Genomic DNA, 25,941 nt, shown 5'->3' on the forward strand with positions numbered 1-25,941 from the left:
ACGAACTCGTCGGTGTTGAACTGCAGCGGCTCGCCTTTGCGTTGCGGAATCGCGATCGGCACGATTTCGTCGTTGAAGCGACCGGCCTTCTGCGCAGCTTCCGCCTTGTTCTGCGACAGCGCCGCGAATTGATCCTGCGCTTCACGCGTAATGCCGAATTCGCGCGCGACGTTCTCGGCGGTCGTGCCCATGTGATAGTTGTTATAGACGTCCCACAGGCCGTCGACGATCATCGAGTCGATGAGCTTCGCATCGCCCATGCGGAAACCATCGCGCGATCCCGGCAGCACGTGCGGCGCCGCGCTCATGTTCTCCTGACCGCCCGCGACGACGATCTCCGCATCGCCCGCGATGATCGCGTTCGCCGCCAGCATCACCGCCTTCAAACCCGAGCCGCAGACCTTGTTGATCGTCATGCCCGGAACCATGTCCGGCAAACCCGCCTTAATGACCGACTGACGCGCCGGATTCTGACCGGAGCCCGCGGTCAACACCTGACCCATGATGACTTCGCTCACCTGCTCCGGCTTCACGCCCGAGCGCTCGAGCACCGCGCGAATCACTGCTGCACCGAGATCCGGCGCCGCGATTTTCGCGAGCGAGCCGCCGAACTTGCCGACCGCTGTACGCGCGGCCGATACGATCACTACGTCAGTCATTTCAGTTTCCTTTGGCATCGAATGTTAATGCCGTTTCGTGAGTGCCTATGCGGCTTCGCGCACAGTCGCCATTTCCGCCTGCGCGCCGATCAGCTGTCGCGCTCCAAGACATAACGGCCTGGCGCGGCCTCGATAACGGGATGATCTTTCGACCCGAGCGATGCGCCCGGCTTCACCTGCTCGCCCGCGTTCGCGGCGAGCCATTCCGACCACGTCGGCCACCAGCTTCCCGGATGCTCGCTCGCGGCTTCGAACCACGCGTCCGGGTCGTCGGGAAGTTTGCCGTCGGCGCTGTCGATCTGCCAGAAGCTGCGCTTGTTCTTCGACGGCGGATTGATCACGCCCGCGATATGCCCCGACGCGCCGAGCACGAACGTCTGCGGCCCCGAAAGGATGGGCGCCGAAGCATACGCCGATTTCCACGGCACGATATGGTCTTCGCGCGAACCGTAGATGAACGTCGGCACGTCCAGCTTCGACAAGTCGATGGACTCGCCGCACACGGTCAGCGCGCCCGGCTCGCGCAGCTTGTTCTCGAGGTACGTGTTGCGCAGATACCAGACGCACATCGGGCCGGGCAGATTCGTCGAATCGCTGTTCCAGAACAGCAGGTCGAACGCTTGCGGCGTGCGGCCCTTCAGGTAATTGTCGACGACATAATTCCACACGAGATCGTTCGGCCGCAGGTACGAGAACGTGTTGGCGAACTCGATGCCGCGCATCAGTCCCGCCGGCGCGCCGTTCTTGCCGCCGATCGCCTGTTCGCGCATCTGCACGTGCGCCTCGTCGACGAATACGTCGAGCACGCCGGTGTCGGAGAAATCGAGCATCGACGTGAGCAGCGTCATGGATGCCGCCGGCTCGTTGCCGCGCGCCTTCTCCACCGCGAGCGCCGTCGCGAGCAGCGTTCCGCCGATGCAGAAGCCGAGCGTGTTGATCTTGTCCGCGCGCGTGATGTCCTTCACGACGGCCATCGTTTCGATCACGCCCTGCTGCACGTAGTCGTCCCAGCTCTTGTCCGCGATCGACTGGTTCGCGTTGCGCCACGACAGGATGAACACCTGCTGCCCCGATTCGAGCGCGTAGCGCACGAGCGAGCCTTCCGGCGAAAGATCGAGGATATAGAACTTGTTGATGCACGGCGGCACGATCAGCAAGGGCCGCGCATAGACCTTCGGCGCGAGCGGCTTGTATTGAATCAGTTGCACGAGTTCGTTCTCGTACACGACCGAGCCTTCCGTGGTCGCGATGTTCTTGCCGACCACGAACCGCGATTCGTCCGATTGCGAAATCTTGCCGCGCTGCAGGTCGCCGAGCAGATTCAGCATGCCCTGACGCAGACTCTCGCCCTTGCTTTCGATGAGCGCTTTCTGCGCTTCCGGATTGAGCGCGAGGAAATTGCTCGGCGAGGCCATCGCCGCCCATTGCTGCACGGTGAAGCGGATGCGCTCGCGCGTCTTCGGGTCGCTCTGGATCGCGTCGGCGAGTTCCTGCAGATAGCGCGCGTTCAGCAGATACCACGCGGCGGTGAATGCGAAGGCGGGCGTCGATTGCCACGCGGTGTCGGTGAAGCGCCGGTCTTTAAGCGCCGATGCGTCGATGTTCTGTTCGCTCGCCTGCTTGAGCAGCTCGGTGACATCGCGCGTGTAATCGCTTTGCAGCTGATGCAGGCGCTCGGGCGGAATGGCTGCGGTCGGAATCTTCGGCAAGGTCGGCAAGCCCTGCATCGCCGCGCCGAAACCCGGCATGCTGCTCGCGAGCTTCGCGAATTCCGCGAGGCCGTTCATCTTCGTCATGTCCGGCATCTGCGGCATCTGCGGCATGCTGGCGATGGTCGGAAATCCGTTCGGAAAGGCATTCGGCAAACCGCCGAAACCCGGAAACGGCAAAGCGCCCAATCCCGGCATGCCCGCTTTCGCGCCGTCGGCCGCGTTCGCCGTGAATGCGCTCGCCGCCTGATTCGTCTGCTCAGTGATTTTGGCCCATTGACCGGGATCGGCCACGGATCGCCACGCGTTGAGCCATTGCTCGAACGCCTGCTGTACGCCAGTCGCATCGGCTGATGAAGGTGCCGCGTTGCTGTCGGCCGTACTGGAGCGGGAAGATGAAGAAGAAGTTTTGGAAGCCATACCCGCCTTTGACCTCTGAGTCTCGCAAGACTGATTGTGATGCAGGCATTGCCGGGCGTCTCGACCAGCGCGCAAATATGGGTGCGCCTCAAATGCGCGTGGCAAGAATTGCCTTGCTACGCCGTGCCCGATTGAATGAATTCCGGGAACATTCTTGCTCTAGGGTGTCGAGCATGTCAATGCTTCGTCCCGATTTTGCCGCAGTGCGATATTTTTATAATTATCGTTTTCCCCCATCGGAGAAAAGGCTTCTCCAAGGGGGTCGAAAATCGTCAATCGAATGGCGGACGAATTAATCGGCAAGCCAGATCATTGCTGCCATGCGGCCGGTTATGCGGTCGCGCCGATACGAATAAAACCGCTCCTTTTCCGTGACCGTGCAACGCGTGCCGCCATGAATGCGCGCCGCGTCGAGGCCCAGACCGGCGAGTCGCAGGCGCGCGAGCGCATAAATGTCCGCCATGTATTTGCCTTCGCTGCCTGTCGGCTGGAACGCGGCCGCGGTGGTATCGCGATGAATCGGGTCCGACACGGCGACGAACGCATCCAGCACGTCTTCGCCGACTTCGAACGCCTTCGGTCCGATGGCCGGCCCGAGGTACGCATTCAGTTTCGATGCCGGCGCGCCCGCCAGCGCGGCAACGCGCTCTCCCGTTTTTTCGACGATGCCCGCAGCCAGTCCGCGCCACCCCGCGTGCGCCGCGCCGACCGCGCGGCCTTCGTCGTCGCAGAAAAGCACGGGCAGGCAATCGGCCGTCATCACGACACACACGACGCCCGCGCGATCCGTCACGCTCGCATCCGCGCTGACGGGCTTCGATGCGCCGATGACCGCGTGCGCGTCCTCGACCTCTGCGCTGTGGATCTGCTGCAGCCACGCAGCATGCCGCGCGCCGGTGAGCGCGAGCGCGCGGCGGCGGTTTTCCTGCACGGCGTCGGGCGCATCGCCGGTCGAAAGGCCGAGGTTCAGGCCGCCCGCGCCGGGCGCGCCGCCGTCATAGGGCGCGTCGCTCACGCCGCCTGCGCGCGTCGTCACGAATGCGCGAACGCGCGGCGACACGCGCCAGTCGGGCCACAGGCAATGCCGGGGGTCGAGCGCGTCGCCCGCGCGGGTGTCCGAATCGGTCATGCTTCGTCGTCCTCGTAATCGTCGTCTTCGTCCCAGTCGCTTTCGTCATCGCCGATCTCGTAGACCTGCGCGAAGTCGTCGTCTTCGTCGTCGAATTCGATGTCGTCGTCGCGTCCGAATCCCAGTTCGGCGGAAAGCGTCGCCATGTCGTCGGGCACGTCGGCGCGCCAGTGCACGTCCTTGCCCGTCAGCGGATGAATCAGCCCGAGCCGCCACGCATGCAGCGCCTGACGCGCGAAGCCGTTCGGCAGCGGCGTCACGGAACGCTTGCCGCGCGCGCGTCCGTAGACCGGATCGCCCAGAAGCGGATGGCCGACGTGCGCGCAATGCACGCGAATCTGATGCGTGCGGCCGGTTTCGAGATCGCAATGAATGGCGCTCACGGGCTGGCCCTTCCAGACCGCGCGGTCGATGGTCCGAAAGTGCGTGCGCGCCGGCTTGCCTGCCGCGCTCTGCACGACGGCCATGCGCGTGCGCTCGCGCGGATCGCGGCCGATGGGCGCGTCGATCGTGCCGTCCTCGCGCATGTTGCCCCACACGAACGCGACGTACCGGCGCTTCACCGTGCGCGCCTGCAACTGGCGCACGAGGTCGGTTTGCGCTTCGAGCGTGCGCGCGACGACCATCAGCCCGGACGTTTCCTTGTCCAGCCGATGCACGATGCCCGCGCGCGGCAGACCGGCCGCGGCGGCGCCGTATCGGTGAAGCAGGCCGTTCAGAAGCGTGCCGCTCCAGTTGCCCGCCGCCGGATGCACGACCATGCCCGCCGGCTTGTTGATGACGACGAGCGCGTCGTCTTCATACACGATATGCAGCGGAACCGGCTCCGGCGTGAAGGCAAGCTGCTCGGGCAGCAGGTCCGGCACGAGCGAAATGGTCGCGCCGAGCGGCACGGGCTGGCGGACCTTGGCGCTCGCGCCATCCACGAGCACGCGCCCTTCCTCGATCCAGCCCTGCAAGCGGCTGCGCGAGAACTCCGGGAAGACCTTGGCGAGCACCTTGTCGAGCCGCTCGCCCGCGAGTTCGTCGGGGACGCGGGCCGTGCGCGTATCGACGGCGGATGCCGCCGGGTCCGCGCCGCGCGCCGATTCGGGCAAAGCCGAGTCGTCGGCTGCATCGCATCGGCTATAATCTTTGGGTTGTTCTTTGGTACGACGAGTACTTGAGCGGGTCATTTGAAGAAGATTTACGGGAACATCCCGAAGAACTGTTCCGGTGAAGTAGCGCGTGGTCGATGACTGCAGTGACGTTTCAACGTCGTCGCGCATTCTGGAAGTCGCGGTCGACCGGACGGCAGCCAACGGCACCGAAGGGCATGCCGCGCAAAGAGACTGCACCGGAATCACAGCTGCAAACAGCGAGAATCAGCCAGTAATAGCCAGGACAAGCAAGCACTGATGCGAGCCTTCAACACCATTCATCAATCGATGCGGCAATCGATCAAGTATCTGGCGCTGGCCGCGAGCGTCGCCATCGTCACGGCCTGCCACGGCCTGCCTGAGAAGACCGACGAAACGGCACTCTGGAACAACAACAAATTATATACGGAGGCCCAGGACGCGCTATCCGGCAGCGACTGGGGCAAGTGCGCCAAGTACTTCGAGGCGCTCGAAGGGCGCGATCCGTTCGGCCACTTCGCGCAGCAGGCGCAGATCAACGTCGCGTACTGCAACTGGAAGGACGGCGAGACCGCCGCGGCCGACCAGGCCATCGACCGCTTCATCCGTCTGCATCCGGATCATCCCGAGATTTCCTACGCGTACTATCTCAAGGGCATGATCCACTTCAACGACGACCTCGGTCTCTTCGGCCGCTTCTCCGGTCAGGACATGAGCGAGCGCGATCCCAAGTCGCTGCGCGAGTCGTATGACGCGTTCAAGGTCGTCGTGGACAAATATCCGCAAAGCAAGTTCGCGCCGGATTCCGCGCAGCGCATGCGCTATATCGTGAACGCGCTCGCGTCGCATGAAGTGCACGCCGCCGATTATTACTATCGCCGGGGGGCGTATGTGGCGGCGATCAACCGGGCCCAGCTTGCCATTCGCGAATACAAGAACGCGCCGGCAACCGAGGACGCGCTGCACATCATGATGATGTCGTACCAGCGTCTCGATCAGCCCCAACTCGCCGACGACACCAAGCGCGTGCTCGCCGCGACGTTCCCGGACAGCCCGTATGTCACCGGCAAGCGCCGCGCGGGCTCCGACAAGCCCTGGTATCAGATCTGGTAATCTTCGCGGAAACAGCCGGCGCCTCGCGCCGGCCTTTCGACAAGGGCGTTCGATCGCCCTATTTTTTTGCTCAGAATTTTGACTTTTGGCAACAAAATTTAGCAATCCTCAGATTGCAGTCAGGCATCGAACGCGTGATGGCGCGTCGTCTGAGCATGACAGGTTTTGACAAGAGATCAGCATGGCAACACCCGCTACCGGCGACGAAACGCTGCCGACGACTCATCCGATGCGCACGCAACGCGGCGAATTCCTCGACACGATGGACCATCTGCTGCCGTGGCCGAGCTTGTGCGCGATCGTCGAACGGCACTGTGCAAACGGCGCACAGGACGGCGATGCGCAGCTTTGCGCCGATGCCGTCGAGCGCATGTTGCGCGTGTGCTTCGTTCAGAGCTGGTTCGGTTTGTCCGATCGCGGATGCGCGGACGCGCTCATCGACAGCATCGCGGTGCAGCGCTTCACGCGTATCGATGCCGCGAGCGAACCGGCGCCCGACGCACGCACGATCCAGCAGTTTCGGGATTTTCTGCAGTCGCAGGGATTGGCCAAGCCTTTGCTGGCCGAAGTGAACGGCGTGCTCGCGGCGAACGGCATCCGCATCAAGGCGGGCGTGAGCACGAACGCGCGCATCGTCGCGGATATCGCGGGCGCGCCGGCCGTGGCCGAGAAGCCTCGCCTCAAATCGAACGACCGTCCCGCGAACCGCAGGCCGCAGCAAGAAAAGCCGACCTACGGCGACGCCTACGGCAGTCAGTCGATGCGCTTCCGGCACGCGTCGAAGCCCACGCCATCCGGACCGGACGCCAGCGCGCGGATCGCTCAGGCGATCGCCAATATCGAGCGCATCGCCAACCGCGCTACTCGGCCAGTTCCACTGCCGAACTCGGCGAATCGCTGAAGAACGCGCGCACCACGTCGAGTTCGCGCGTGCGCTTGAACGGCGGCAAACTCTGCCAGATGCGCCGGCCGTAGGGTTTGTCGACGAGACGCGTGTCGCAGATCATCAGCACGCCGCGATCCGTTTCCGCGCGAATCAGACGACCCGCGCCCTGCTTGAGCGTGATGACCGCCTGCGGCAACTGATGCACGGCGAACGGGCTCAGCCCTTTCTTCGTGAGCGCGTCGAGCCGGGCGGCGAGCACGGGATCGTCGGGCGGCGCGAACGGCAGCTTGTCGATGACGACGAGCGACAGCGCATCGCCGCGCACATCGACGCCTTCCCAGAAACTCTGGCTGCCGACGAGAATCGCGTTCCCATACGCACGGAAACGGTCGAGCAGTTCGGTGCGGCTCGCATCGCCCTGAACGAGCAGCGGATTGTCCCAGCCGCGACGCTCCATGACATCGCGCAGGCGCGTCGAAATGCGATCCACCGCGCGCAGCGTCGTGCACAGCACGAACACGCCGCCGCCCGCCGCCTCGATGACCGGCAGCGCCGCTTCGAACACGGCGTCCGTGAATTGCGGCGACGACGGCTGCGGCAGGTTGCGCGGCACGTACAACAGCCCCTGCGACGGGTAGTCGAAGGGACTGGGCAGTGTCATCGAGCGGCGCGCGTTCAGACCCATCTGCGCCGCGTAGTGCGTGAAGTCGCCGCGCACCGACAACGTCGCCGACGTGAAAATCCACGCGCGCGGCACGCCGGCGCGCTGTTTCGCGAAGATCGGCGCAACCGACAGCGGCGTCTCGTGCAACTGAACCGTGTGCGAGAACACTTCGATCCAGCGCACCATCTCGTTCGGCTCCTCCTTCGCGGCTTCCTTCGCAGTCGCCTCGTCCGCAACGACGGCGCGCTCCAGCGGCGTCGGCGGCGTGGTCCAGCCCGAAAGCTGATCCTGCAATTCGCGCGCGCGACGCACCAGCGCCTGCAACGATTCCGCCCGTTCCGCATGCGACGAAAGCGCCGCGGTGAGCGCATCGAGATGCGTCTCCAGCGTGTCGAGCGCGTCGAAGAGCGGGTGATTGTCCGGAAGCTGGCCGAGCGAGAAGCGCGCCGAATCTTCCTTGAACGCGAGCCGCAAGTCGCGCGCGGCGCGTTCCAGCGCGGCGCCGAGTTTCGTCCAGTCGGCGGCGTCGCGGGCGTGGCTCAGCCCTTCGGCGACGGTATCGCGCGCGAGTTCGAGGAATTGCGTCGTCGAAAGCGTGTCGCCGAAGAAGAGCGTCGCGGTTTCGGGCAACTGATGCGCTTCGTCGAAGACGATGGTGTTCGCCATCGGCAGAAGCTCGGCCATGCCGGTATCGCGCAGCATCACGTCGGCGAAAAACAGATGGTGATTCACGACGACCACGTCCGCCTGCTGCGCCTCCTTGCGCGCCTGCATCACGAAGCAATCCTTGTAATGCGGGCATTCCTGGCCGAGACAGTTGTCGCGCGTGGACGTGACCATCGACCAGACGGGCGAATTCTCGGGCACGCTCGCGAGCTCGGCCTTGTCGCCGGTGCGCGTGATCTTCGCGAAGCGCACGATTTCCTGCAGATGCGACGTGTCCTGGCGCGACGGCAGGCGGCCGTTGTCGGCGGTGCGCTCCAGATAGTAATGACAGAGGTAATTCGCGCGGCCTTTGAGCATGGCCACGGACACGGGCACGGCGAGCGCGTCGCGCACGGTCGGGATGTCGCGCTGAAAAAGCTGATCCTGCAGATGCTTCGTGCCGGTCGAGACGATGACCTTGCCGCCCCAGAGCATCGCCGGGACGAGGTACGCGTAGGTCTTGCCGGTGCCCGTGCCGGCTTCCACGATCAGCGTGTTCTCGCCGCCGTCGATCGCCGCTTTCGCGCTCGCGATGCCGACGTCGTCGGCGGGCGGCTCGTCGGGCGCGTGCGGCTTGTCCGATGGCCCGAGCTTGCGCGCTGGACGGCGCTGCGCTTCGAACATCGCGGGCTCGGGCATCGCGCGGCCGGAGGCTTCCATCGCGGCCGCGACGGAGCGCGCCATTTCGATCTGCGATGCGCGCGGCCGGTAGCCGTCGATGGCGCGCGCGAGCAGGCCATCGGCGGAGAAGATCGCATCGAGTTCGACGCGGCGCTTGTCGGTCAGCGCGAACGGCGTGCTCTCGGGATCGGGAGTGGGGACGGGAGTGTTCAAAGGGAGCTAGATCCTGCGGATACTGCGGGTTTCGTGCGATGCGCCGCGCCGCCGGCGGTGCGTACCGCCGGCGAACGCCTGCTTCGGCACGTCGTCAGGCGGTTCAGTGCGGGTCCGTGTCCAACTGCAATTGCAGCAGAAGGATCGTGTCCTTGACCTTGAGCTTGCGCTTTTTCAGGCGGCGCAACTCGAGATCGTCGATGCCGGACAGCTTGCCGATCAGCGTGTCCAGGCCGTGATGCTCTTCCTGCAACTGCGCGATGCGATCGCGAAGCAAAGCGGCATCGACGGCGGATTGTCGGGGTGCGTTCAAGCGCTGCTGCATGCTCGCCTCCTGTCGGCCAGAGCGAGTGCTTCGGCACCCGGCTCCGATCTATCGATCTGGCGCTACTTGCCCTGCTGCTGTTGCTGCTGTTGCTTCAACTGTTCCTGACGCTGCTGTTCCTGCTGCGCCTGCTGTGCTTTTTCTTGCTGCTTGCGCGCGGCTTCTTTCTGGCGCGCTTCCACTTCGGCGCGATGCTGCGCGGCTTCCTGCTGCTTCTGTTCGAAACGCTGCGCTTTCTGGTCGCGTTCCTGTGCTTCCGCAACGCCGCGCGCACGCGCCTCGTCGAGCTTCTTCTGGTAATCCGCCTGCTTCTGGTCGTAGGCCGTCTGGTTGGCCGCGCGCTGCGGCGCTTCGGCCGTGCGCTGCGCGGCGGCGAGCGCGTTTTGCCGCTGCTTGTCGTCGTACGCCTGCTGATTCGCCTTCTCGTTGGCCGCGCGTTGCGGCGCTTCCGCGTCGTATTGCGCCTGCTTCAGCGCGCTTTGCTCATCGCGCTCTTTCGCGCGCTCGGTGCGCTGCTCGTCGTCGAGCGCGAGTTGCTCCTGCCGGATCTGCTGACGCGCCTCGCGCATTTCCGTGCGCGCATTGTCGAGGCAATGATTCACGAAGAACTTGCTGTAGCAGTCGTGCTGCTTCACGCCGTAGCGGTAATCGTTCTCCGACGTGCGCTTGTCGAGCGCCTTCTGACGCCGGTCATAGTCTGCACGCAGCGCCTCGTCCGCTTTGTCGGCGCTGCTGGCGGCCGCATCGAGCGGCTGCGCGCTCACGGCGGTCGACGGATCGATCGGCCTGGCCGTCTGCGCGATTCCCGGCTGCGTCACGAGAGCGACGAGCACGCCGATCGACGATACGGCCACGGCCATCGGCGCGGCCTTTGGAAGGCGAAAATTGAGCAAATTGATGAACGGCAACGTGATAAGGAATCAGGTGCGCGAAGGCGGATAAAGGGCTTGCGCGGTCCCGAAATTCTATCACCGCGCGCCGGAGCGCTCCGGCATTTATGGCAAAATGCCCCGTTCAGCAACCCGGCCCATCGCTCGTCACGGCGCCCGGTGGCGCTTGCGGCGCCGCAGGCCCACGCAGTTCCACGCACGCCGGTCCCCGCGCCGCCGCCGCATCCCTGACGAGCCAGCAGACAGCGCAGAATCATGACGGAAACCGTAGCACTCAAGATCGTACAGCGCATCGCCACCGAACTCACCGTGCAGCCGCGCCAGGTCGCCGCCGCCGTGCAGCTTCTCGACGAAGGTTCGACTGTCCCGTTCATCGCCCGGTATCGGAAGGAAGTGACCGGCAATCTCGACGACACGCAACTGCGCACGCTCGAAGAACGCCTGATGTACCTGCGCGAGCTGGAAGACCGCCGCGCGGCGATCCTGCAGAGCATCGACGAGCAAGGCAAGCTGACCGGCGAACTGCGCGGCGCGATCGAAGGCGCCGACAGCAAGCAGGTGCTCGAAGACCTCTATCTGCCGTACAAGCCGAAGCGCCGCACGCGCGCGCAGATCGCCCGCGAGGCCGGTCTGGAGCCGCTCGCGCAGGCGCTGCTCGCCGACCCGACGCTCGATCCGCAAGCCGAAGCCGCGAAGTTCGTCGATGCCGAGAAAGGCGTCGCCGATACCAAAGCCGCGCTCGACGGCGCGCGCGACATCCTTTCGGAGCAGTTCGGCGAAACGGCCGAGATTCTCGGCAAGCTGCGCGACTATCTGTTCAATCAGGGGCGCGTGATGTCGAGCGTGATGGACGGCAAGGAAGGCGAGGAAGGCGAGAAGTTCCGCGATTACTACGACTACAGCGAAACCATCCGCACCGTGCCGTCGCACCGCGCGCTCGCGCTGTTCCGCGGGCGCAACGCCGGCGTGCTGTCGGTCAAGCTCGGGCTCGGCGAGGAACTGGACGTGCAAGTGCCGCATCCGGGCGAAGCGATGATCGCGCAGCACTTCGGCATCGCGAATCGCGGGCGCGCCGCCGACAAATGGCTCTCCGACGTCTGCCGCTGGTGCTGGCGCGTGAAGGTGCAGCCGCACATCGAAAACGAACTGCTCACGCAGTTGCGCGAAGAAGCCGAGCACGAAGCGATTCGCGTCTTTGCCCGCAATCTGAAGGACTTGCTGCTCGCCGCGCCGGCCGGACCGAAGGCGGTGATCGGTCTCGATCCGGGCCTGCGCACGGGCGTGAAGGTCGCGGTCGTCGATCGCACCGGCAAGCTGCTCGCCACCGACACCATTTATCCGCACGAGCCGCGCCGCGACTGGGACGGCTCCCTCGCGAAGCTCGCGCGGATCGCCCGTGAAACGCAGGCGGAGCTGGTGTCGATCGGCAACGGCACGGCGTCGCGCGAGACGGACAAGCTCGCGAGCGAACTCATCGCGAAGCATCCGGATTTGAAGCTGCAGAAGATCGTGGTTTCGGAGGCGGGCGCGTCGGTGTATTCGGCGTCCGAACTCGCGGCGAAGGAGTTTCCGGAACTGGATGTCTCGCTGCGCGGCGCGGTATCGATCGCGCGGCGTCTGCAGGACCCGCTCGCCGAACTCGTGAAGATCGAGCCGAAGGCCATCGGCGTCGGCCAGTATCAGCACGACGTGAATCAGCGCGAACTGGCGCGCTCGCTCGATGCGGTCGTCGAGGACTGCGTGAACGCCGTCGGCGTCGATGCGAACACGGCGTCCGTCGCCCTGCTCGCGCGCGTGTCGGGACTGAACGCGACGCTCGCGCGCAATATCGTCGACTATCGCGATGCGAACGGGCCGTTCCCGTCGCGCGAACATCTGCGCAAGGTGCCGCGTCTCGGCGACAAGACGTTCGAGCAGGCCGCGGGCTTCTTGCGCATCAACAACGGCGAGAATCCGCTCGACCGTTCTTCGGTGCACCCGGAGGCGTATCCGGTCGTTCAGCGCATTCTCGCGAAGATCAACAAGCACGTCGGCGATGTGCTCGGCAAGCGCGAAGCGCTCTCGGGCCTTTCGCCGGCCGAGTTCGTCGACGATCGTTTCGGTCTGCCGACCGTGCGCGACATTCTCTCCGAGCTGGAAAAGCCGGGCCGCGATCCGCGCCCCGAATTCAAGACCGCGACGTTCCGCGAGGGCATTGAGAAAATCTCCGATCTCGCGCCGGGCATGGTGCTCGAAGGCGTCGTGACGAACGTCGCGGCGTTCGGTGCGTTCGTCGATATCGGCGTGCATCAGGATGGCCTCGTGCACGTATCGGCACTGTCGACCAAGTTCATCAAGGACCCGCACGAAGTCGTGAAGGCGGGCCAGGTCGTCAAGGTGAAGGTGCTCGAAACCGATGTGAAGCGCCAGCGCATTTCGCTGACCATGCGTCTCGACGACGACTTCGCGCCGGCATCGACGGGCGGCGGCGCGGGATCATCAACGCGCGGCGGGCAGGATCGCCGCTCTTCCGGCGGCGGGCGCGATGCGCGGTCCGGTCAGCGCCGTGAGCAGGAACCGGCCGGCGCAATGGCCGCTGCATTCGCGAAACTGAAACGTTGAGAACGTACGCTGGCAAATAAAAAACCCACGCTTCGGCGTGGGTTTTTTATCGTTGGAACGAAACGCGCAGGCGCTCAGATCTCGATCTTCGTCCCCAGCTCCACCACACGATTCGCGGGAATACTGAAGAAGTCCGTCGGCTTCGCGGCGTTCTGATGCATCCACGCGAACACGCGCTCGCGCCACACCGACATGCCCGGCAGCTCCGTCGGCACCACCGTTTCGCGCGCCATGAAGAACGACGTGTCCATCAGTTCGAAGGTCATCGCGTGCGTGCGCGTGATCTGTTCGAGGACCGCCTTCACGTCGGGCGTTTCGTTGAAACCATACGCGGCCTTCACGAGAAACAGCCCGCCCGAAACATCCTTCACTTCCAGCCGATGCGCGTCGTCCACATAAGGAATGTCGCGCGTGATGAAGTTGAGGAAGATGGTCCGCTCGTGCAGCACCTTGTTGTGCTTCAGGTTGTGCAAGAGGCTCACGGGCACGAGCGAATCGCTGCCCGTGAGATAAATGGCCGTACCCGACACCCGATGCGGCGGATGCGCAAGCAAACCTTGCAGGAACGGCATGAGCGGGATACCGTCGGCGGCCGTGCGATCCTTCACGATCATGCGGCCCTTGTACCAGGTCATCAGCAGGAAGAAGAGCGCCCCGCCGATGCACAGCGGCAGCCAGCCGCCCTGCTCGATCTTCAGCAGGCTCGCGCCGAAGAAGCCGATATCGATCACGAGAAACACGGCGATCATCGCGCCGACGAGAAAGCGGTTCCATCCCCACAGATTCGTCATCACGACGGACACGAGGATGGTGGTCACGAGCATCGTCGCGGTCACGGCGAGACCGTAAGCGGCGGCCAGATTCTCCGAGCTTTTGAACCCGACCACGATGCACAGGATGATGAAGAGCAGCATCCAGTTGACGAGCGGAATATAGATCTGCCCGATCGCCAGTTCCGACGTATGCAGGATTTTCATGCGCGGCACGTAGCCGAGCTGAATGGCCTGACTCGTCAGCGAATACGCGCCCGAGATCACGGCTTGCGATGCGATCACGGTGGCGATCGTCGAGAGAATCACGAGCGGCAGCAGCGCCCAGTCCGGCGCGAGCAGAAAGAACGGGCTTTCGATGGCCTTCGGCGAATGCATCAGGAGCGCGCCCTGCCCGAAATAATTCAGCAGGAGCGACGGCATCACGAGCCCGTACCAGCCGCAACGAATGGGACTGACGCCGAAGTGACCCATGTCCGCGTAGAGCGCTTCCGCGCCCGTCAGCACCAGCACGACCGAGCCCAGCACGATATACGCCTGCAGCACGTGCTCGGCCATGAACGAGAACGCATAATACGGATTCAGCGCGACCAGCACGCCCGGCGCGATCGCGATGTGATAAGCGCCCAGCCCGGCGAGCGTCACGAACCACACGAGCATGATCGGTCCGAAGAGCTTGCCGACGACGGCGGTGCCATGACGCTGGATCCAGAACAGCATGACGAGGATCACCATCGTGATGGGGATCACGTAGGGAGAGAGCTTCGGCGCGGCGATCTCGAGACCTTCGACCGCCGATATCACCGACATCGCCGGCGTGATGACGGCATCGCCATAGAACATGCATGCGCCGAAGATGCCGAGCATCATCAGCACACCGGACAGACGGCCGGGATCTTTCACGCTGCGCAGCGCGAGCGTCATCATCGCGAACACGCCGCCTTCGCCGTTGTTGTCGGCGCGCATGACGAAGAGCACGTATTTGACGGCCACCACCATGACGATGGCCCAGAACAGCAAGGAGATGACGCCGAGGATGGAGGCTTCCGAAAGCGCGATGCCGTGGGTTGGGCTAAAGGCTTCCTTCAGAGCGTAGAGGGGACTCGTGCCGATGTCGCCGAAGACGACGCCGATGGCCGCGAGCGCAAGCGATGGCAAAGGCTGTTTGCGCTCTTGCGCGTGAGTCATGTTAGTCATAAAAGCGAGATATCCGTCCAGAGCGGAAGAAAACCGAACGCCATTCTATCTAACGTCGCACGCATAGACGCCCTCTCGTATGTTGCGGACGCGCCACGAGAGACGCGAGTGAGAGTTTAGCATCGTGCCCCGCGGGTGTCGGCGGGATCGCGCGTGAGTTGCATCGCGTTTGCATCGCGTTTGCTTCGAAAGGCCGCCGAAAAGCAAAACGCCGTTGCGTCGAGCGAAACGCCCGGCGCAACGGCGATGTCTCGATGCTTCGATACGTGTTACACGCGGCCGTTTTGCGTGCCGCGCTTGATCCACGCGCCGAGATTATGCGGACGCACGGTGTCCCATTCCTCGAACGGCTGATGAATCCACGGGTTCGTTTCGAGAAACTGCACGTGGTAGTCGGGCTTGACCTTCGAGCACGCCTTGTACCACAGCACCGCCGAGCGCACCGCCGTGATCGCGGGATAACGCTCCTTCAGATGATCCTGCACGCGCGCGAGCGTGACGCCGGAATCGACGAGATCGTCGACGAGCAGCACGTTGCCCGACAGCTCGCCGCGCGTCATCGTGATGTACTGCGCGATGTCCAGGTCGCCCTGTTGCGTGCCCGCCGCCTCGCGATACGAGCTCGTCGCGAGAATGGCGAGCGGCAGGTCGTAGATGCGCGAAAGCTGGTCGCCGACGCGCAGGCCGCCGCGCGCCAGGCACAGGATTTTGTCGAACTTCCATCCCGAGTCGTGCACGTTCAGCGCGAGAAGTTCGATCAACCGGTGATATTCGTCCCAGTTGACCCAGAGGTTCTTGTCGTCGTTACGCGGGTCGGTCATCGCGATCATGGTGAGGCTCTTTCAATTGCGTACTGCGGTTATATACGAAATGTGGCCGCGCTAAGCGGCCACATTCTTTTACAGCGTCCGATCGAAGTCGAAGCTCGGTAGCTCAGACCTTGAACGGATGACGAAGCAGAATGGTCTCGTCGCGGTCAGGCCCGGTCGACACCATGTCGATCGGCACGCCCGCCACTTCCTGCACGCGCGTGAGATACGCGCGCGCGTTCGCGGGCAGGCTGTCCCACTGCGTGATGCCGACGGTGCTTTCCTTCCAGCCGCCGAACGTCTCGTAGACCGGCTCGCAGCGCGCCACTTCCGATGCGCCGCGCGGCAGGATGTCGACCGGCTCGCCGTCGAGCGTATAGCCGACGCACAGCTTCACTTCTTCGAGGCCGTCGAGCACGTCGAGCTTGGTCATGCACAGGCCGGTGATGCCGTTGATCTGGATCGAACGGCGCAGCGCGGCGGCGTCCAGCCAGCCGGTGCGGCGCGGACGGCCGGTGACCGAGCCGAATTCCTTGCCGACGGTGGCGAGCGTCACGCCGACCTGTTCCTGGCGATTCGGATTGTCCGCGTCGTACAGTTCGCTCGGGAACGGGCCCGCGCCCACGCGCGTGCAATACGCCTTCGTGATGCCGAGCATGTAGTTGAGCTTCTGCGGACCGACGCCCGCGCCCGCCGTGGCCGCGCCCGCGACGCAATTGCTCGACGTGACGTACGGATACGTGCCGTGGTCGATGTCGAGCAGCGTGCCTTGCGCGCCTTCGAACAGCAGATTGCGGCCGGCGTGGTTTTCGTCGTAGAGACGGCGGGAAACGTCCGTGACCATCGGCGCGAGACGGTCGGCGTAGCCGAGCATCGTGTCGAGCGTTTCCTGATAGTCGACTTCGGCTGCGCCCAGATATTTCGTCAGCACGAAGTTGTGGAAATCCAGCACTTCACGCAGGCGCTCGGCGAAGAGCGGTGCGTCGAACAGATCCTGCACGCGCAAACCGCGGCGCGCGACCTTGTCTTCGTATGCCGGGCCGATGCCGCGCCCCGTCGTGCCGATCTTGCCGGCGCCGCGCTTGGCTTCGCGCGCCTGGTCGATGGCGACGTGGTACGGGAGAACGAGCGTGGCGGCTTCGGAAATGAACAGACGCTTGCAGACATCGATGCCCGCAGATTCCAGTTCGTCGATTTCCTTGAACAGCGCTTGCGGCGACAACACGACGCCATTGCCGATGTAGCAGGCCGTGCCCGCGCGCATGATGCCCGAGGGGATGAGGCGCAAGATGGTTTTCTTGCCGCCGATGATGAGCGTGTGGCCGGCGTTGTGACCGCCCTGGAAGCGCACGACGCCCTGGGCGTGGTCCGTCAGCCAGTCGACGATTTTGCCCTTGCCTTCGTCACCCCACTGGGTGCCCACCACGACGACGTTGCGCCCCGGGTTCACATTCACTGCACTGGCAGACATGTTGATTCGTTAGCTGGTTAAAAACGCATTTTACCTATGTTCGCGGTCGTTTCCGAGTTTTTCGGGATGCGCTCCGCGATTCGGTCGCCTTTGCGCGATTAGACGCACGAAGGCGAAAGTCCTTGGCCGTCAGGCGCCGGCAGGAGCCGGATTCACGCGCTCCTCGACCGCCCATTGCCCGTCGCGCTCGACGAGCACGCGATCGAACGCGAATTCGTCGAGATCGTGTTCGTGGCCCGGCAGCGCCTGAATGACGACCTCGCCCGCATCGCGCAGCGCCGCGACGGCCGCGCGCAACGGCTCTTCGTGCTTCCACGGCGCGAGAATCGCGCTGCCGCGTGCATCGACGGGCGAAATGCGCGCCACTTCGCGCAGGTCCAGCGAAAAGCCCGTCGCCGGACGCGCGCGGCCGTATGCCGAGCCGACGTCGTCGTAACGGCCGCCGCGCGCAACCGCGTTCGGCACGCCGTCGACGTAAGCGGAGAACATCACGCCGCTGTGATACGCGTAGCCGCGCAAATCGGCGAGATCGATCATCAGTTCCGCGCCGTCCGCCCGGGCCGCGAGGAACGCGAGATCGTCGAGCGCGCGGGCGATCACCGGCAGATTCGGCAGACGCGCACGCGCCATTTCGAGCACGGACGCATCGCCATACAGCGACGGCAGCGCGCGCAGCGCGTCGCGCGGCACGTGGCCGAGATGCGCGGTCAGTTCGTTCAGGCGCGGCACGTCCTTGCTGGCGAGCGCGTCGTACAGCGCTTCTCCGAGCGATGCCGCCGCCGGTTCCAGTTCGAGGAGCGCGGCCAGCACGCCCGCGTGACACAGATCGAGGCGCACTTTCGAGAGCCCCGCGAGATGCAGCGAATCGAGCATCAGTTGCTGGATTTCGAGATCCGCTTCAAGCCCGGCGTGACCGTAGATTTCCGCGCCGATCTGAATCTGCTCGCGCGTCGCGTGCAGCCCGCGCGGACGCGTGTGCAGCACGACGCCCGCGTAGCAAAGACGCGTGACGCCCTGCCGGTTCAAGAGATGCGCGTCGATGCGCGACACCTGCGGCGTGATGTCCGCGCGCAGTCCGAGCGTGCGGCCGGACAACTGATCGACGAGCTTGAACGTGCGCAGATTGAGGTCGCTTCCGCCGCTCGTCAGCAGCGATTCGAGATATTCGAGCATCGGCGGCATCACGAGCTCGTAGCCGTAGGAGCGGAACCGGTCGAGCAGGCGGCGGCGCAGCTCTTCGATCTTGCGGGCCTCCGACGGCAACACGTCGGCGATATTTTCGGGAAGTAACCAGGTGGACATCGATACGTTTCCTGCTTGGTCGCGCTTCGCGGCGCGGGTCGCATGAGCGAATAGGGAAAAGATAGGCTAAATGGCGGATCGCCGCCGGGCGCGCTGTTCCGCGAACGGAATCACGTGGCGATCCACAGCAGGATCAGCCCCAGCGCCATGGCGATCAGCCCGCCGATGCGGATGTGATGCGGCGGCCGCTCGGCGATACGGCGGAACGTGTCGCGCCAGGCCGTGGGAAACACGAAGGGAAACATGCCTTCGATAATCAGCATCAACGCAAGAGCGAGCAGTATCGTCTCGACCATGTCTATGGGAAGAAGGCGCCGCGCGATCGTTCATGCTTCGTGACGCGCGGCGCGGGTGCGTCAGCGTTTCGCCGCGGCAGCGGATGTATCCGCGCCGCCGTTCGGGCTCTTCATGAAACGGAAGAAATCGCTGCTCGGGTCGACCACGATCACGTCGCCGGACTTGAACGTCTTCTTGTAAGCCTCGAGGCTCTGATAGAACTGGTAGAACTGGGGATCGCGGCCATAGGCGTCCGCTGCGATGGCCGCCGCCTTGCTGTCCCCTTCGCCGCGGATGGACTGCGCCTGACTGTAGGCATCGGCGAGGATTTGCTGCTGCTCGCGTTCCGCGTCGGCCTTGATCTTGTCCGCATCCGCCGTGCCCTTCGCGCGTTCGTTCGCCGCCGCCTGCTGGCGCGCCGCGATCATGCGCTTGTAGACCGAATCGGCCACCGCCGACGGAAAGTCGATGCGCGTCATCTGCAAATCGACGAGCTGCACGCCGAACGCGGCCGCCGCGCCTTCCACGGCCTTCAGCGCTTCCGTTTCGATCGCCTGCTGGTTGCCGAGCGCGTCGGTCAGCGAGCGATTCGCGAACGCGCTCGCAAGCGCCGTGCGGGCAAGCGCGATCAGCCGCTCCTGCGCGGTCTGCGTGTTCTTCTCGTTGCTGACGAAGAGCTTGAGCGGATCGGCCACGCGGTATTTGACCACCGTGTTGGCCAGCACTTCGTTCTTGTCCGACGTGGTGAAGCGGTCAGCGCCGCCCTCATCGATGGTGAGCGTGCGCGTATCGATGAGCGTGAGCGTCTGGAACGGCGGCGGCAGCTTGAAGTGCAGGCCGGGGCCGTCGAGACGCGGATTGCTGTCGCCATGAGCGGCGACGACGGCGGCATGCCGTTCGTCGACGGTGAAAACCATGGACGAGCCGATGAACAGCACGATGACGACCGCGACGACGAGCGCAATGATTCGATTCATGTTCGCGCTCCTTACTGCAGGTCGTCTTGACGGCTGCGCGAGCGGAACGCATCGCGCGAGCGTAGCGGATCGCCGCTGGCCGCACTGGCGCCGCTGGCCACGCTTGCGGGCGCTGCCGTCGACGGCGCGGACGCCGCGTTTTGCGAACGCAGCTGCGCATCCGGCGACGTCGCCGCATTCGGCGCGCTCGCCGCCGCGCCATTGGCCGCGTTGCCGGCTGCGTCCTTCGCCTGCTGGCGATTCGCGTCGACCAGTTTGTCGAGCGGCAGATAAATCACGTTATTGCCTGCCTTGCTGTCCACGAAGACCTTCGTGGTGCGCGAGTAGATCTGCTGCATCGTATCCAGGTACATGCGTTGACGAATGACGGCCGGCGCCTTCGAGTATTCCGCGTAGACCTCCTTGAAACGCTCGGCGTCGCCCTGAGCCTGCGTGACTTCGCGGTTGCTGTATGCATTCGCTTCCGCGATCGTCTTCGCCGCGTCCGCCTTCGCGCGCGGCAGCAGTTGATTCGCGTAGGCCTCGGCGGTATCGCGGGCGCGTTCGTTATCCTGCCGCACGCGCGATGCCTCCTCGAACGCCGCCTGCACCTGCGTCGGCACCTGCACGCTCTGCACGGTGACGCCCGTCACTTGCAGGCCGGTGCGGTACGCGTCGAGCGAGCGCTGGATGGCTTCGGCAAGACGCGCGCGCAATGCTTCGCGGTCCTTGTAAAGCAGGTCGTCGGTCATCGCGGCGCCGGCGATTTCGCGGATCGCGGCCTGGCCCGCCTCGGTGACGCTCTGGTCGGGATCGAGACTGCGGAACAGGAAGTCGGTCGGCGACTTGATCTGATACTGCACCGAGAAGCGCACGTCGAGGATGTCCGCCTCGTTCGTCAGAAGCGATGCATCGCGCACATTGCCTTGCGACAGCGCCGCGCCGCGCCCAATCTCGACGGAGCGAACCTGCGACGTATCGACAATATCGTGCGACTGGAACGGGTAAGGCAGCCGCCAGTGGATGCCTTGCGCGACCGTCTGCCGATACTGGCCGAACTGCGAGATCACGCCGACATGCCCGTCCTGCACGACGAACACGCCGCTGCCCAAATAGATGGCGATGAGCACGCCGATGACGATGCCCACGCCGATGCGCGTGCCGCGTCCATTGTCGCGCGGCATGCCGCCGCCGGGCTTGCGGCCGAAGAAACCCGCGATCCGGCGATTGAACTCGCGCCACATTTCGTCGAGATCCGGCGGGCCTTCTTCCTTGCCGTTGCCGCGCTTGCCGTCCTGCGGACGCTTGGAGTCGTTCTTCACGCCATCGCCGTCGCCCCGCCCCCAGCGCGGATCGTTGATCGAAAAGACGGCACGCATGCGTTGCCTGTTAGTCCGCTCGTTGTAATCGTTCACTCGGTGATTCACCATTAGACAGCCGGTTCGATGCCGCGTCGGTAATACGGAGCAGTTCAGTGTCCGTGCTCGGGAACCTCGTGGCCTTCGCGTTCTCCGGCTGGCCGGTGGTCCTCCGGCTGCGCGTTCGCGTCGTGTGTTTCGTTCGGCCCGGACTGCGTGGATTGCGTGGCTTCTGACGTCTGTGCCGGCTCGCCCGTTTCGGCGAATACGCTCGGCATGCTTTCTTCGGATTCGCCTGATTCCGCCGTAGCGATTTCGGCGATGGCGGCGCGCAGCGCGTCGAGTCCCTGACCCGTGCGTGCGCTCAAAAAGACGCGCGAAATATTACCATACTCATCCCTTTCAACCGCGTCGCCGCGGGCCGCGAGTTCGGGCACGGCGTCGATCTTGTTGAAGACGAGAACCTGGCGGATGCCGTCCGCGCCGATGCTCCGCAATACCTCGTTCACCTGATCGATCTGATCCAGGCGCACGGCGCTCGATGCATCGACCACGTGCAGCAGCAAATCCGCGTGGATGGTTTCCTCGAGCGTCGCGCGAAAAGCCGCGACGAGTTGGTGCGGCAGCTCGCGGATAAAGCCGACCGTATCCGACACGACGACATGCCCCGCTTCCTCGCCGAGGAACACGCGGCGCGACGTGGTGTCGAGCGTGGCGAACAACTGGTTGGCCGCATACGCCTGCGCTTTCGTCAGCGCGTTGAACAGCGTGGACTTGCCCGCGTTCGTATAACCGACGAGCGACACCGACATCGTCTGATTACGCTGCCGCTGGCGGCGCTGCGTGCCGTGCTGGCGGCGCAATTTGGCAAGACGCGTCTTGAGCGCCTTGATGCGCTCGCCGATCAGCCGGCGGTCCGTTTCGAGCTGCGTCTCGCCGGGGCCGCGCAAGCCGATACCGCCTTTCTGACGTTCGAGGTGAGTCCATGCGCGAATCAGCCGCGTGGACAAATATTGCAATTGCGCGAGTTCCACCTGCAGCTTGCCTTCGTGGCTGCGGGCGCGTTGCGCGAAAATATCGAGGATGAGACTCGTGCGATCCACCACGCGGCGATTCAACGCCATTTCGAGATTGCGTTGCTGCGCGGGCGCGAGGGCGTGATTAAAAATGACGAGTTCGACGTCGTTCGCTTCGCAGGAAAGGCGCAATTCTTCGACCTTTCCGCTGCCAATGAACATTTTGGCGTCCGGGCTCGAGCGACGGCCCGTGAGCGTAACGGCAGGATGGGCGCCCGCACTTTCTGCGAGCAGACTGAGTTCTTCAAGACTGGCTTCGAAATCGATCTTTCCGAAGTCGATGCCGACAAGCGCTGCGTTGATCAAATTAGATTTGGACAGTTTTTGAAGCGACCGGCGAGTTGCTTAATATTCGCATTGAAATGGCAACAGCGCGCCGGTCGCAACGAGGTTAGGACGATTCAGCGTCCGGGTGGAAATTCACCGGGCGGGCAGGCACGACCGTGGAAATGGCGTGCTTATAGACCATCTGGGTGACCGTATTTCGGAGCAACACGACGTACTGGTCGAACGATTCGATGTTCCCTTGAAGCTTGATGCCGTTGACCAAATAGATCGACACCGGCACGTGCTCTTTACGCAGTGCGTTCAAAAACGGGTCTTGTAACAATTGCCCTTTGTTGCTCATAGCAAACTCCGTGTTTTTTTGCAGGTTAGAAGTATTGTGGACGAAGAAAAAGAGATCCGCCGACAATCGCTACACTATAGCCGATTTTCGTTTCCGCACCAGATCGGCCATCTGGCCAATCGGGCCGAAACGCTTGCTCCGCGCGGCTCTCAGTCCTTGTCCGCGTAAGGGTTCTTGCTCGAACGGAACTCTATTCGCAATGGAGTGCCGGCCAGTCCGAAAGTTTCGCGGAAACGCCCTTCCAGATACCGTTTATAAGTATCGGTAATGGCATCCAGCGCATTGCCGTGCACGACGATGATCGGCGGATTCTGCCCGCCCTGATGCGCGTAGCGCAGTTTCGGCCGAACCGGCCCACGGCGGCGCGGCTGCTGAAACTCCACGGCCTCGATGAGCGCGCGCGTGAGCTTCGGTGTCGGCAGCTTCGCCATCGCGGCGGCGTAGGCGTCGTCGACCGATTTCATCAACGCGCCGATGCCCGTCTTTTCGAGCGCCGAAACGTAATGAAATTTAGCAAAGTCCAAAAACTTGAGCTTGCGCGTGAGATCCGCCTTGGTGCGCTCGCGCACATGCGAATCCAGCCCGTCCCATTTGTTCACGCCGACGACGAGCGCGCGACCCTGCTCCACCACGAAACCCGCGATATGCGCGTCCTGGTCGGAGATGTCCTGCTGCGCGTCGAGCAGCAGGATAACGACGTTCGCATCCGAGATCGATTGCAGCGTCTTCACCACGGAGAACTTCTCGATGGCTTCGAACACCTTGCCGCGGCGGCGCAGGCCCGCCGTGTCGATCAACGTGTATTTGCGGCCTTGCCGCTCGAAATCGACGTAAATTGAATCGCGCGTGGTGCCGGGCATGTCGAACGCAATCACGCGTTCTTCGCCGATCAGCGTATTCACGAGCGTCGACTTGCCGACGTTCGGCCGTCCGACGATCGCGATCTTGACGCCGTGCTGCGCCTTCTCTTCCTCGGTTTCTTCCGGCTGATCGGCATAGGCGATGTCGAGCGCGTCGTTGATCATCTCGGTCACGCCGTCGCCGTGAGCCGCCGAAATCGCGCGCGGGTCGCCCAAGCCCAGCTCGTAGAAGTCCGACGCGACCGCCGTGTACTTCATCCCCTCGGCCTTGTTGACGACGAGGAAGAGCGGCCGTCCCGTCTTGCGCAGATAGTCGGCGATCGACTTGTCCTGCGGCGCGAGCCCGTTGCGTCCATCGACGATGAACACGACGATGTCCGCTTCCTCCACGGCCTGTCGCGTCTGACGCGCCATTTCGTGCAGGATGCCGTCCTTCGCGACCGGCTCGAAGCCGCCCGTATCCACGACGAGATACGGACGCTCGCCGCCGACGCGTCCTTCGCCGTAGTGGCGGTCGCGCGTAAGGCCGGGCAAGTCGGCGACGAGCGCATCGCGCGAACGCGTCAGCCGGTTGAAAAGAGTCGATTTCCCCACATTGGGGCGCCCGACGAGGGCAATCACGGGTTTCATCAGATGTTGTTCACAGTTGAACGCAAGGCGAAGTGCGAAACGTGCGGTGCAGCGTGTTCGCCGCATGCGCTGCGCAAAGACTGCGCTTGTCGAAAATTAGCATGGATTCGGCCTGCCGCTTCGCGGCTCGCGCCGCTGTCAGGCCTTCGGCGCGATGCGCCGCTTGTTGCCGGTCGTTGTTTCCCGCGGGCTGTTGTCGCGCGGCGTTGGCGCGCTTTCTTCTCGTGCCCTGTTGGCCGCCCTGGCTTGTCGAGCGAAACGCGTGTCGCGCTCTCTTATTGCAACGCTGCCCGGGCTGGCGGCGCCGTTCGCTGACGGCGCCTGTGCTGCTCGCGCTCCGGCCCGGCGGGACGGAGCGCCGTGAAGCTTACTGCGGACGGAAGCCGTAGATCCCGCCGTCACGCGTCTGGACGACGAGCGTATTGCCCGCCAGCACCGGCGCGGCCGTGATTTCGCTGCCATCGGTCGGTGCGCGGCCGACGATCTCGCCGTTGTCCACGTTCAGGAAATGCACGAAGCCCTTGTAGTCGCCGACGACGACCGTGCGGCCCAGAATGAACGGCACGCTGACCTGACGGTTTTTCAGCTTGTCGTTCTTCCAGACGGGCGTGCCGTCCGACGCGCGGAAGGCGTTCATGACCGACCAGTCGTCGCCGGCCGCGACAATTTGCTCGTCCTGCGCGAGACCGCTATCGCTCGAAAAATTCCGTTCCCAGACCGAACGGCCCGAGTTCGCGTCGAAGCAGCCGATCTTGCCCTGGAACGTCACCGCGCACGTCTGCGCGCCGACCAGGCCCGGCGCGCCGGTCACGTCGTTGATGCGTTCCACTTCGGTCACGCCCTTCGGATACGACACCGGCGCTTGCCAGTACGCATCGCCCGTTTGCAGGTTGATCGCGGCGAAGTTGCCGCCGGGGAAGCCCGCGAGCACCGCCTGATTGCCGGCGAACGTCATGCCGGCGGCGACGCGCAGGTTCAGCGGAACGGCGCGCAATTGGAAGACCCACTTCTGCTCGCCGGTCTGCGCACTGAACGCGATGACCTTGCCGTCGATGGTCCGCACGACCACGAGATCGTTGCCGACGAGCGGCGGCGAGATGATTTCGCCCGGCGCCGTGGCCGTCCACAGTTGCTTGCCGTCCGGTCCGAGCGCGTACACCGCGCCCTTGAGGCCGCCGACCGCGGTCAGATTGCCGTCGCTGCCGACGCCCGCCGACAGATCGTCCTTGAGCTTCGTGCGCCAGACTTCCTGGCCGGTCTTCGCGTCGATTTTCGCGACGCTGCCGTTCTCGCCCGCGGCGTAGACCGCGTCGCCCACGGCGACCGGCGCGAACAGGTAGCGCCCGGCCTTGCCGACGCTCGCCTTCCACGCCTGGTTGACGTTCAGCACCGGCTTGATGTCGACGAGCGGTGTCGGCACGCGGCGCTCATCCTTGGTCGATGCGCAGGCGGCCAGCAGGACGGTCATCGCACAGGCGAAAGGCACGGCGTAGCGTTTCAAATGAATCATCGGTGGACGCAATATGAATGGGTGGATTCGGTTGACCGGCGCAGC

General features: G+C 64.2%; 20 protein-coding genes and 1 pseudogene. 3 read left to right on the top strand and 18 right to left on the bottom strand.

The window, feature by feature from the left end:
* From NCR39_RS07590 to NCR39_RS07605, 4 genes are all read right to left on the bottom strand, one after another.
* The coding region (locus NCR39_RS07590) for a thiolase family protein (RefSeq protein WP_284507150.1) at window positions 1-659 on the bottom strand (659 nt) is incomplete at its 3' end.
* Between the two features lie 89 nt (window positions 660-748).
* Window positions 749-2,788, bottom strand: coding sequence for a class I poly(R)-hydroxyalkanoic acid synthase (gene phaC, locus NCR39_RS07595; protein WP_250451656.1), 2,040 nt, complete (start codon window positions 2,786-2,788; stop codon window positions 749-751).
* Window positions 2,789-3,080: 292 nt separating this feature from the next.
* Window positions 3,081-3,917 carry a peptidoglycan editing factor PgeF gene (gene pgeF, locus NCR39_RS07600; protein WP_250451657.1) on the bottom strand — a complete coding sequence of 279 codons (837 nt, stop codon included), beginning with the start codon at window positions 3,915-3,917 and terminating at the stop codon, window positions 3,081-3,083.
* Entirely contained in the window at window positions 3,914-5,092 is a 1,179-nt protein-coding gene (locus NCR39_RS07605) for an RluA family pseudouridine synthase (protein WP_502800184.1), read from the bottom strand. Before NCR39_RS07605 ends, pgeF begins: the two co-directional genes overlap by 4 nt.
* A 222-nt stretch (window positions 5,093-5,314) precedes the next feature.
* On the opposite strand from NCR39_RS07605, the gene NCR39_RS07610 reads away from it, so the two are divergent.
* Both NCR39_RS07610 and NCR39_RS07615 read left to right on the top strand, forming a co-directional pair.
* Complete coding sequence (locus NCR39_RS07610) at window positions 5,315-6,148, top strand: outer membrane protein assembly factor BamD (protein WP_250451659.1); 834 nt, start codon at window positions 5,315-5,317, stop codon at window positions 6,146-6,148.
* A 181-nt stretch (window positions 6,149-6,329) separates the two neighbouring features.
* Window positions 6,330-7,049, top strand: a complete 720-nt coding sequence (locus NCR39_RS07615; RefSeq protein WP_250451660.1) for a transposase — start codon at window positions 6,330-6,332, stop codon at window positions 7,047-7,049.
* Here the strand turns inward: NCR39_RS07615 and yoaA are convergent.
* The 3 genes from yoaA to NCR39_RS07630 form a co-directional block, all read right to left on the bottom strand.
* Window positions 7,009-9,237, bottom strand: a complete 2,229-nt coding sequence (yoaA, locus tag NCR39_RS07620; RefSeq protein ID WP_502800185.1) for a DNA repair helicase YoaA — start codon at window positions 9,235-9,237, stop codon at window positions 7,009-7,011. The two genes, NCR39_RS07615 and yoaA, sit on opposite strands and share 41 nt — an antisense overlap.
* Before the next feature lie 103 nt (window positions 9,238-9,340).
* Window positions 9,341-9,562, bottom strand: coding sequence for a DUF465 domain-containing protein (locus NCR39_RS07625; protein WP_052449838.1), 222 nt, complete (start codon window positions 9,560-9,562; stop codon window positions 9,341-9,343).
* 62 nt (window positions 9,563-9,624) lie between these two features.
* Complete coding sequence (locus tag NCR39_RS07630) at window positions 9,625-10,422, bottom strand: flotillin family protein (RefSeq protein WP_250451661.1); 798 nt, start codon at window positions 10,420-10,422, stop codon at window positions 9,625-9,627.
* 285 nt (window positions 10,423-10,707) lie between these two features.
* Here NCR39_RS07630 and NCR39_RS07635 point away from each other — a divergent pair, with 285 nt between their 5' ends.
* On the top strand, window positions 10,708-13,053 hold the full coding sequence (locus NCR39_RS07635) for a Tex family protein (RefSeq protein ID WP_250451662.1): 2,346 nt from the start codon (window positions 10,708-10,710) through the stop codon (window positions 13,051-13,053).
* 74 nt (window positions 13,054-13,127) lie between these two features.
* Here the strand turns inward: NCR39_RS07635 and NCR39_RS07640 are convergent, their stop codons facing one another.
* The 11 genes and pseudogenes from NCR39_RS07640 to bamB all read right to left on the bottom strand — a co-directional run bounded on the left by NCR39_RS07640 (window position 13,128) and on the right by bamB (window position 25,896).
* Window positions 13,128-15,020 carry a potassium transporter Kup gene (locus NCR39_RS07640; RefSeq protein ID WP_250451663.1) on the bottom strand — a complete coding sequence of 631 codons (1,893 nt, stop codon included), beginning with the start codon at window positions 15,018-15,020 and terminating at the stop codon, window positions 13,128-13,130.
* A 269-nt stretch (window positions 15,021-15,289) separates the two neighbouring features.
* Entirely contained in the window at window positions 15,290-15,850 is a 561-nt protein-coding gene (locus tag NCR39_RS07645; RefSeq protein WP_250451664.1) for a phosphoribosyltransferase, read from the bottom strand.
* Window positions 15,851-15,953: 103 nt separating this feature from the next.
* The gene (locus tag NCR39_RS07650) at window positions 15,954-17,300 is read right to left on the bottom strand and encodes an adenylosuccinate synthase (protein WP_250451665.1); all 1,347 of its coding nucleotides are present in this window, start codon (window positions 17,298-17,300) and stop codon (window positions 15,954-15,956) included.
* Between the two features lie 129 nt (window positions 17,301-17,429).
* Window positions 17,430-18,602: an ATP phosphoribosyltransferase regulatory subunit gene (locus NCR39_RS07655; RefSeq protein ID WP_250451666.1), complete on the bottom strand. Its 1,173-nt coding sequence runs from the start codon at window positions 18,600-18,602 to the stop codon at window positions 17,430-17,432.
* Between the two features lie 110 nt (window positions 18,603-18,712).
* Window positions 18,713-18,898, bottom strand: a complete 186-nt coding sequence (locus tag NCR39_RS07660; RefSeq protein WP_244794619.1) for a DUF2065 domain-containing protein — start codon at window positions 18,896-18,898, stop codon at window positions 18,713-18,715.
* A 60-nt stretch (window positions 18,899-18,958) separates the two neighbouring features.
* Entirely contained in the window at window positions 18,959-19,855 is an 897-nt protein-coding gene (hflC, locus tag NCR39_RS07665; RefSeq protein WP_250451667.1) for a protease modulator HflC, read from the bottom strand.
* A gap of 11 nt (window positions 19,856-19,866) precedes the next feature.
* Window positions 19,867-21,249, bottom strand: a complete 1,383-nt coding sequence (hflK, locus tag NCR39_RS07670; protein ID WP_250451668.1) for an FtsH protease activity modulator HflK — start codon at window positions 21,247-21,249, stop codon at window positions 19,867-19,869.
* Between the two features lie 242 nt (window positions 21,250-21,491).
* A pseudogene (gene hflX / locus NCR39_RS07675) lies at window positions 21,492-22,574 on the bottom strand (GTPase HflX); the annotation flags it as partial.
* Between the two features lie 85 nt (window positions 22,575-22,659).
* A complete protein-coding gene (gene hfq, locus NCR39_RS07680) occupies window positions 22,660-22,896 on the bottom strand; it encodes an RNA chaperone Hfq (protein WP_006999489.1) in 237 nt (78 codons plus the stop codon).
* Window positions 22,897-23,045: 149 nt separating this feature from the next.
* Window positions 23,046-24,386 (bottom strand): ribosome biogenesis GTPase Der, encoded by a 1,341-nt coding sequence (gene der, locus NCR39_RS07685; protein ID WP_040050131.1) that lies wholly within the window; start codon window positions 24,384-24,386, stop codon window positions 23,046-23,048.
* 367 nt (window positions 24,387-24,753) lie between these two features.
* The gene (bamB, locus tag NCR39_RS07690) at window positions 24,754-25,896 is read right to left on the bottom strand and encodes an outer membrane protein assembly factor BamB (RefSeq protein WP_250451670.1); all 1,143 of its coding nucleotides are present in this window, start codon (window positions 25,894-25,896) and stop codon (window positions 24,754-24,756) included.
* Window positions 25,897-25,941: the final 45 nt, after the last annotated feature.

It is taken from the genome of Caballeronia sp. ATUFL_M2_KS44 (genome assembly GCF_023630965.1).
Lineage (GTDB): Bacteria > Pseudomonadota > Gammaproteobacteria > Burkholderiales > Burkholderiaceae > Caballeronia > Caballeronia concitans.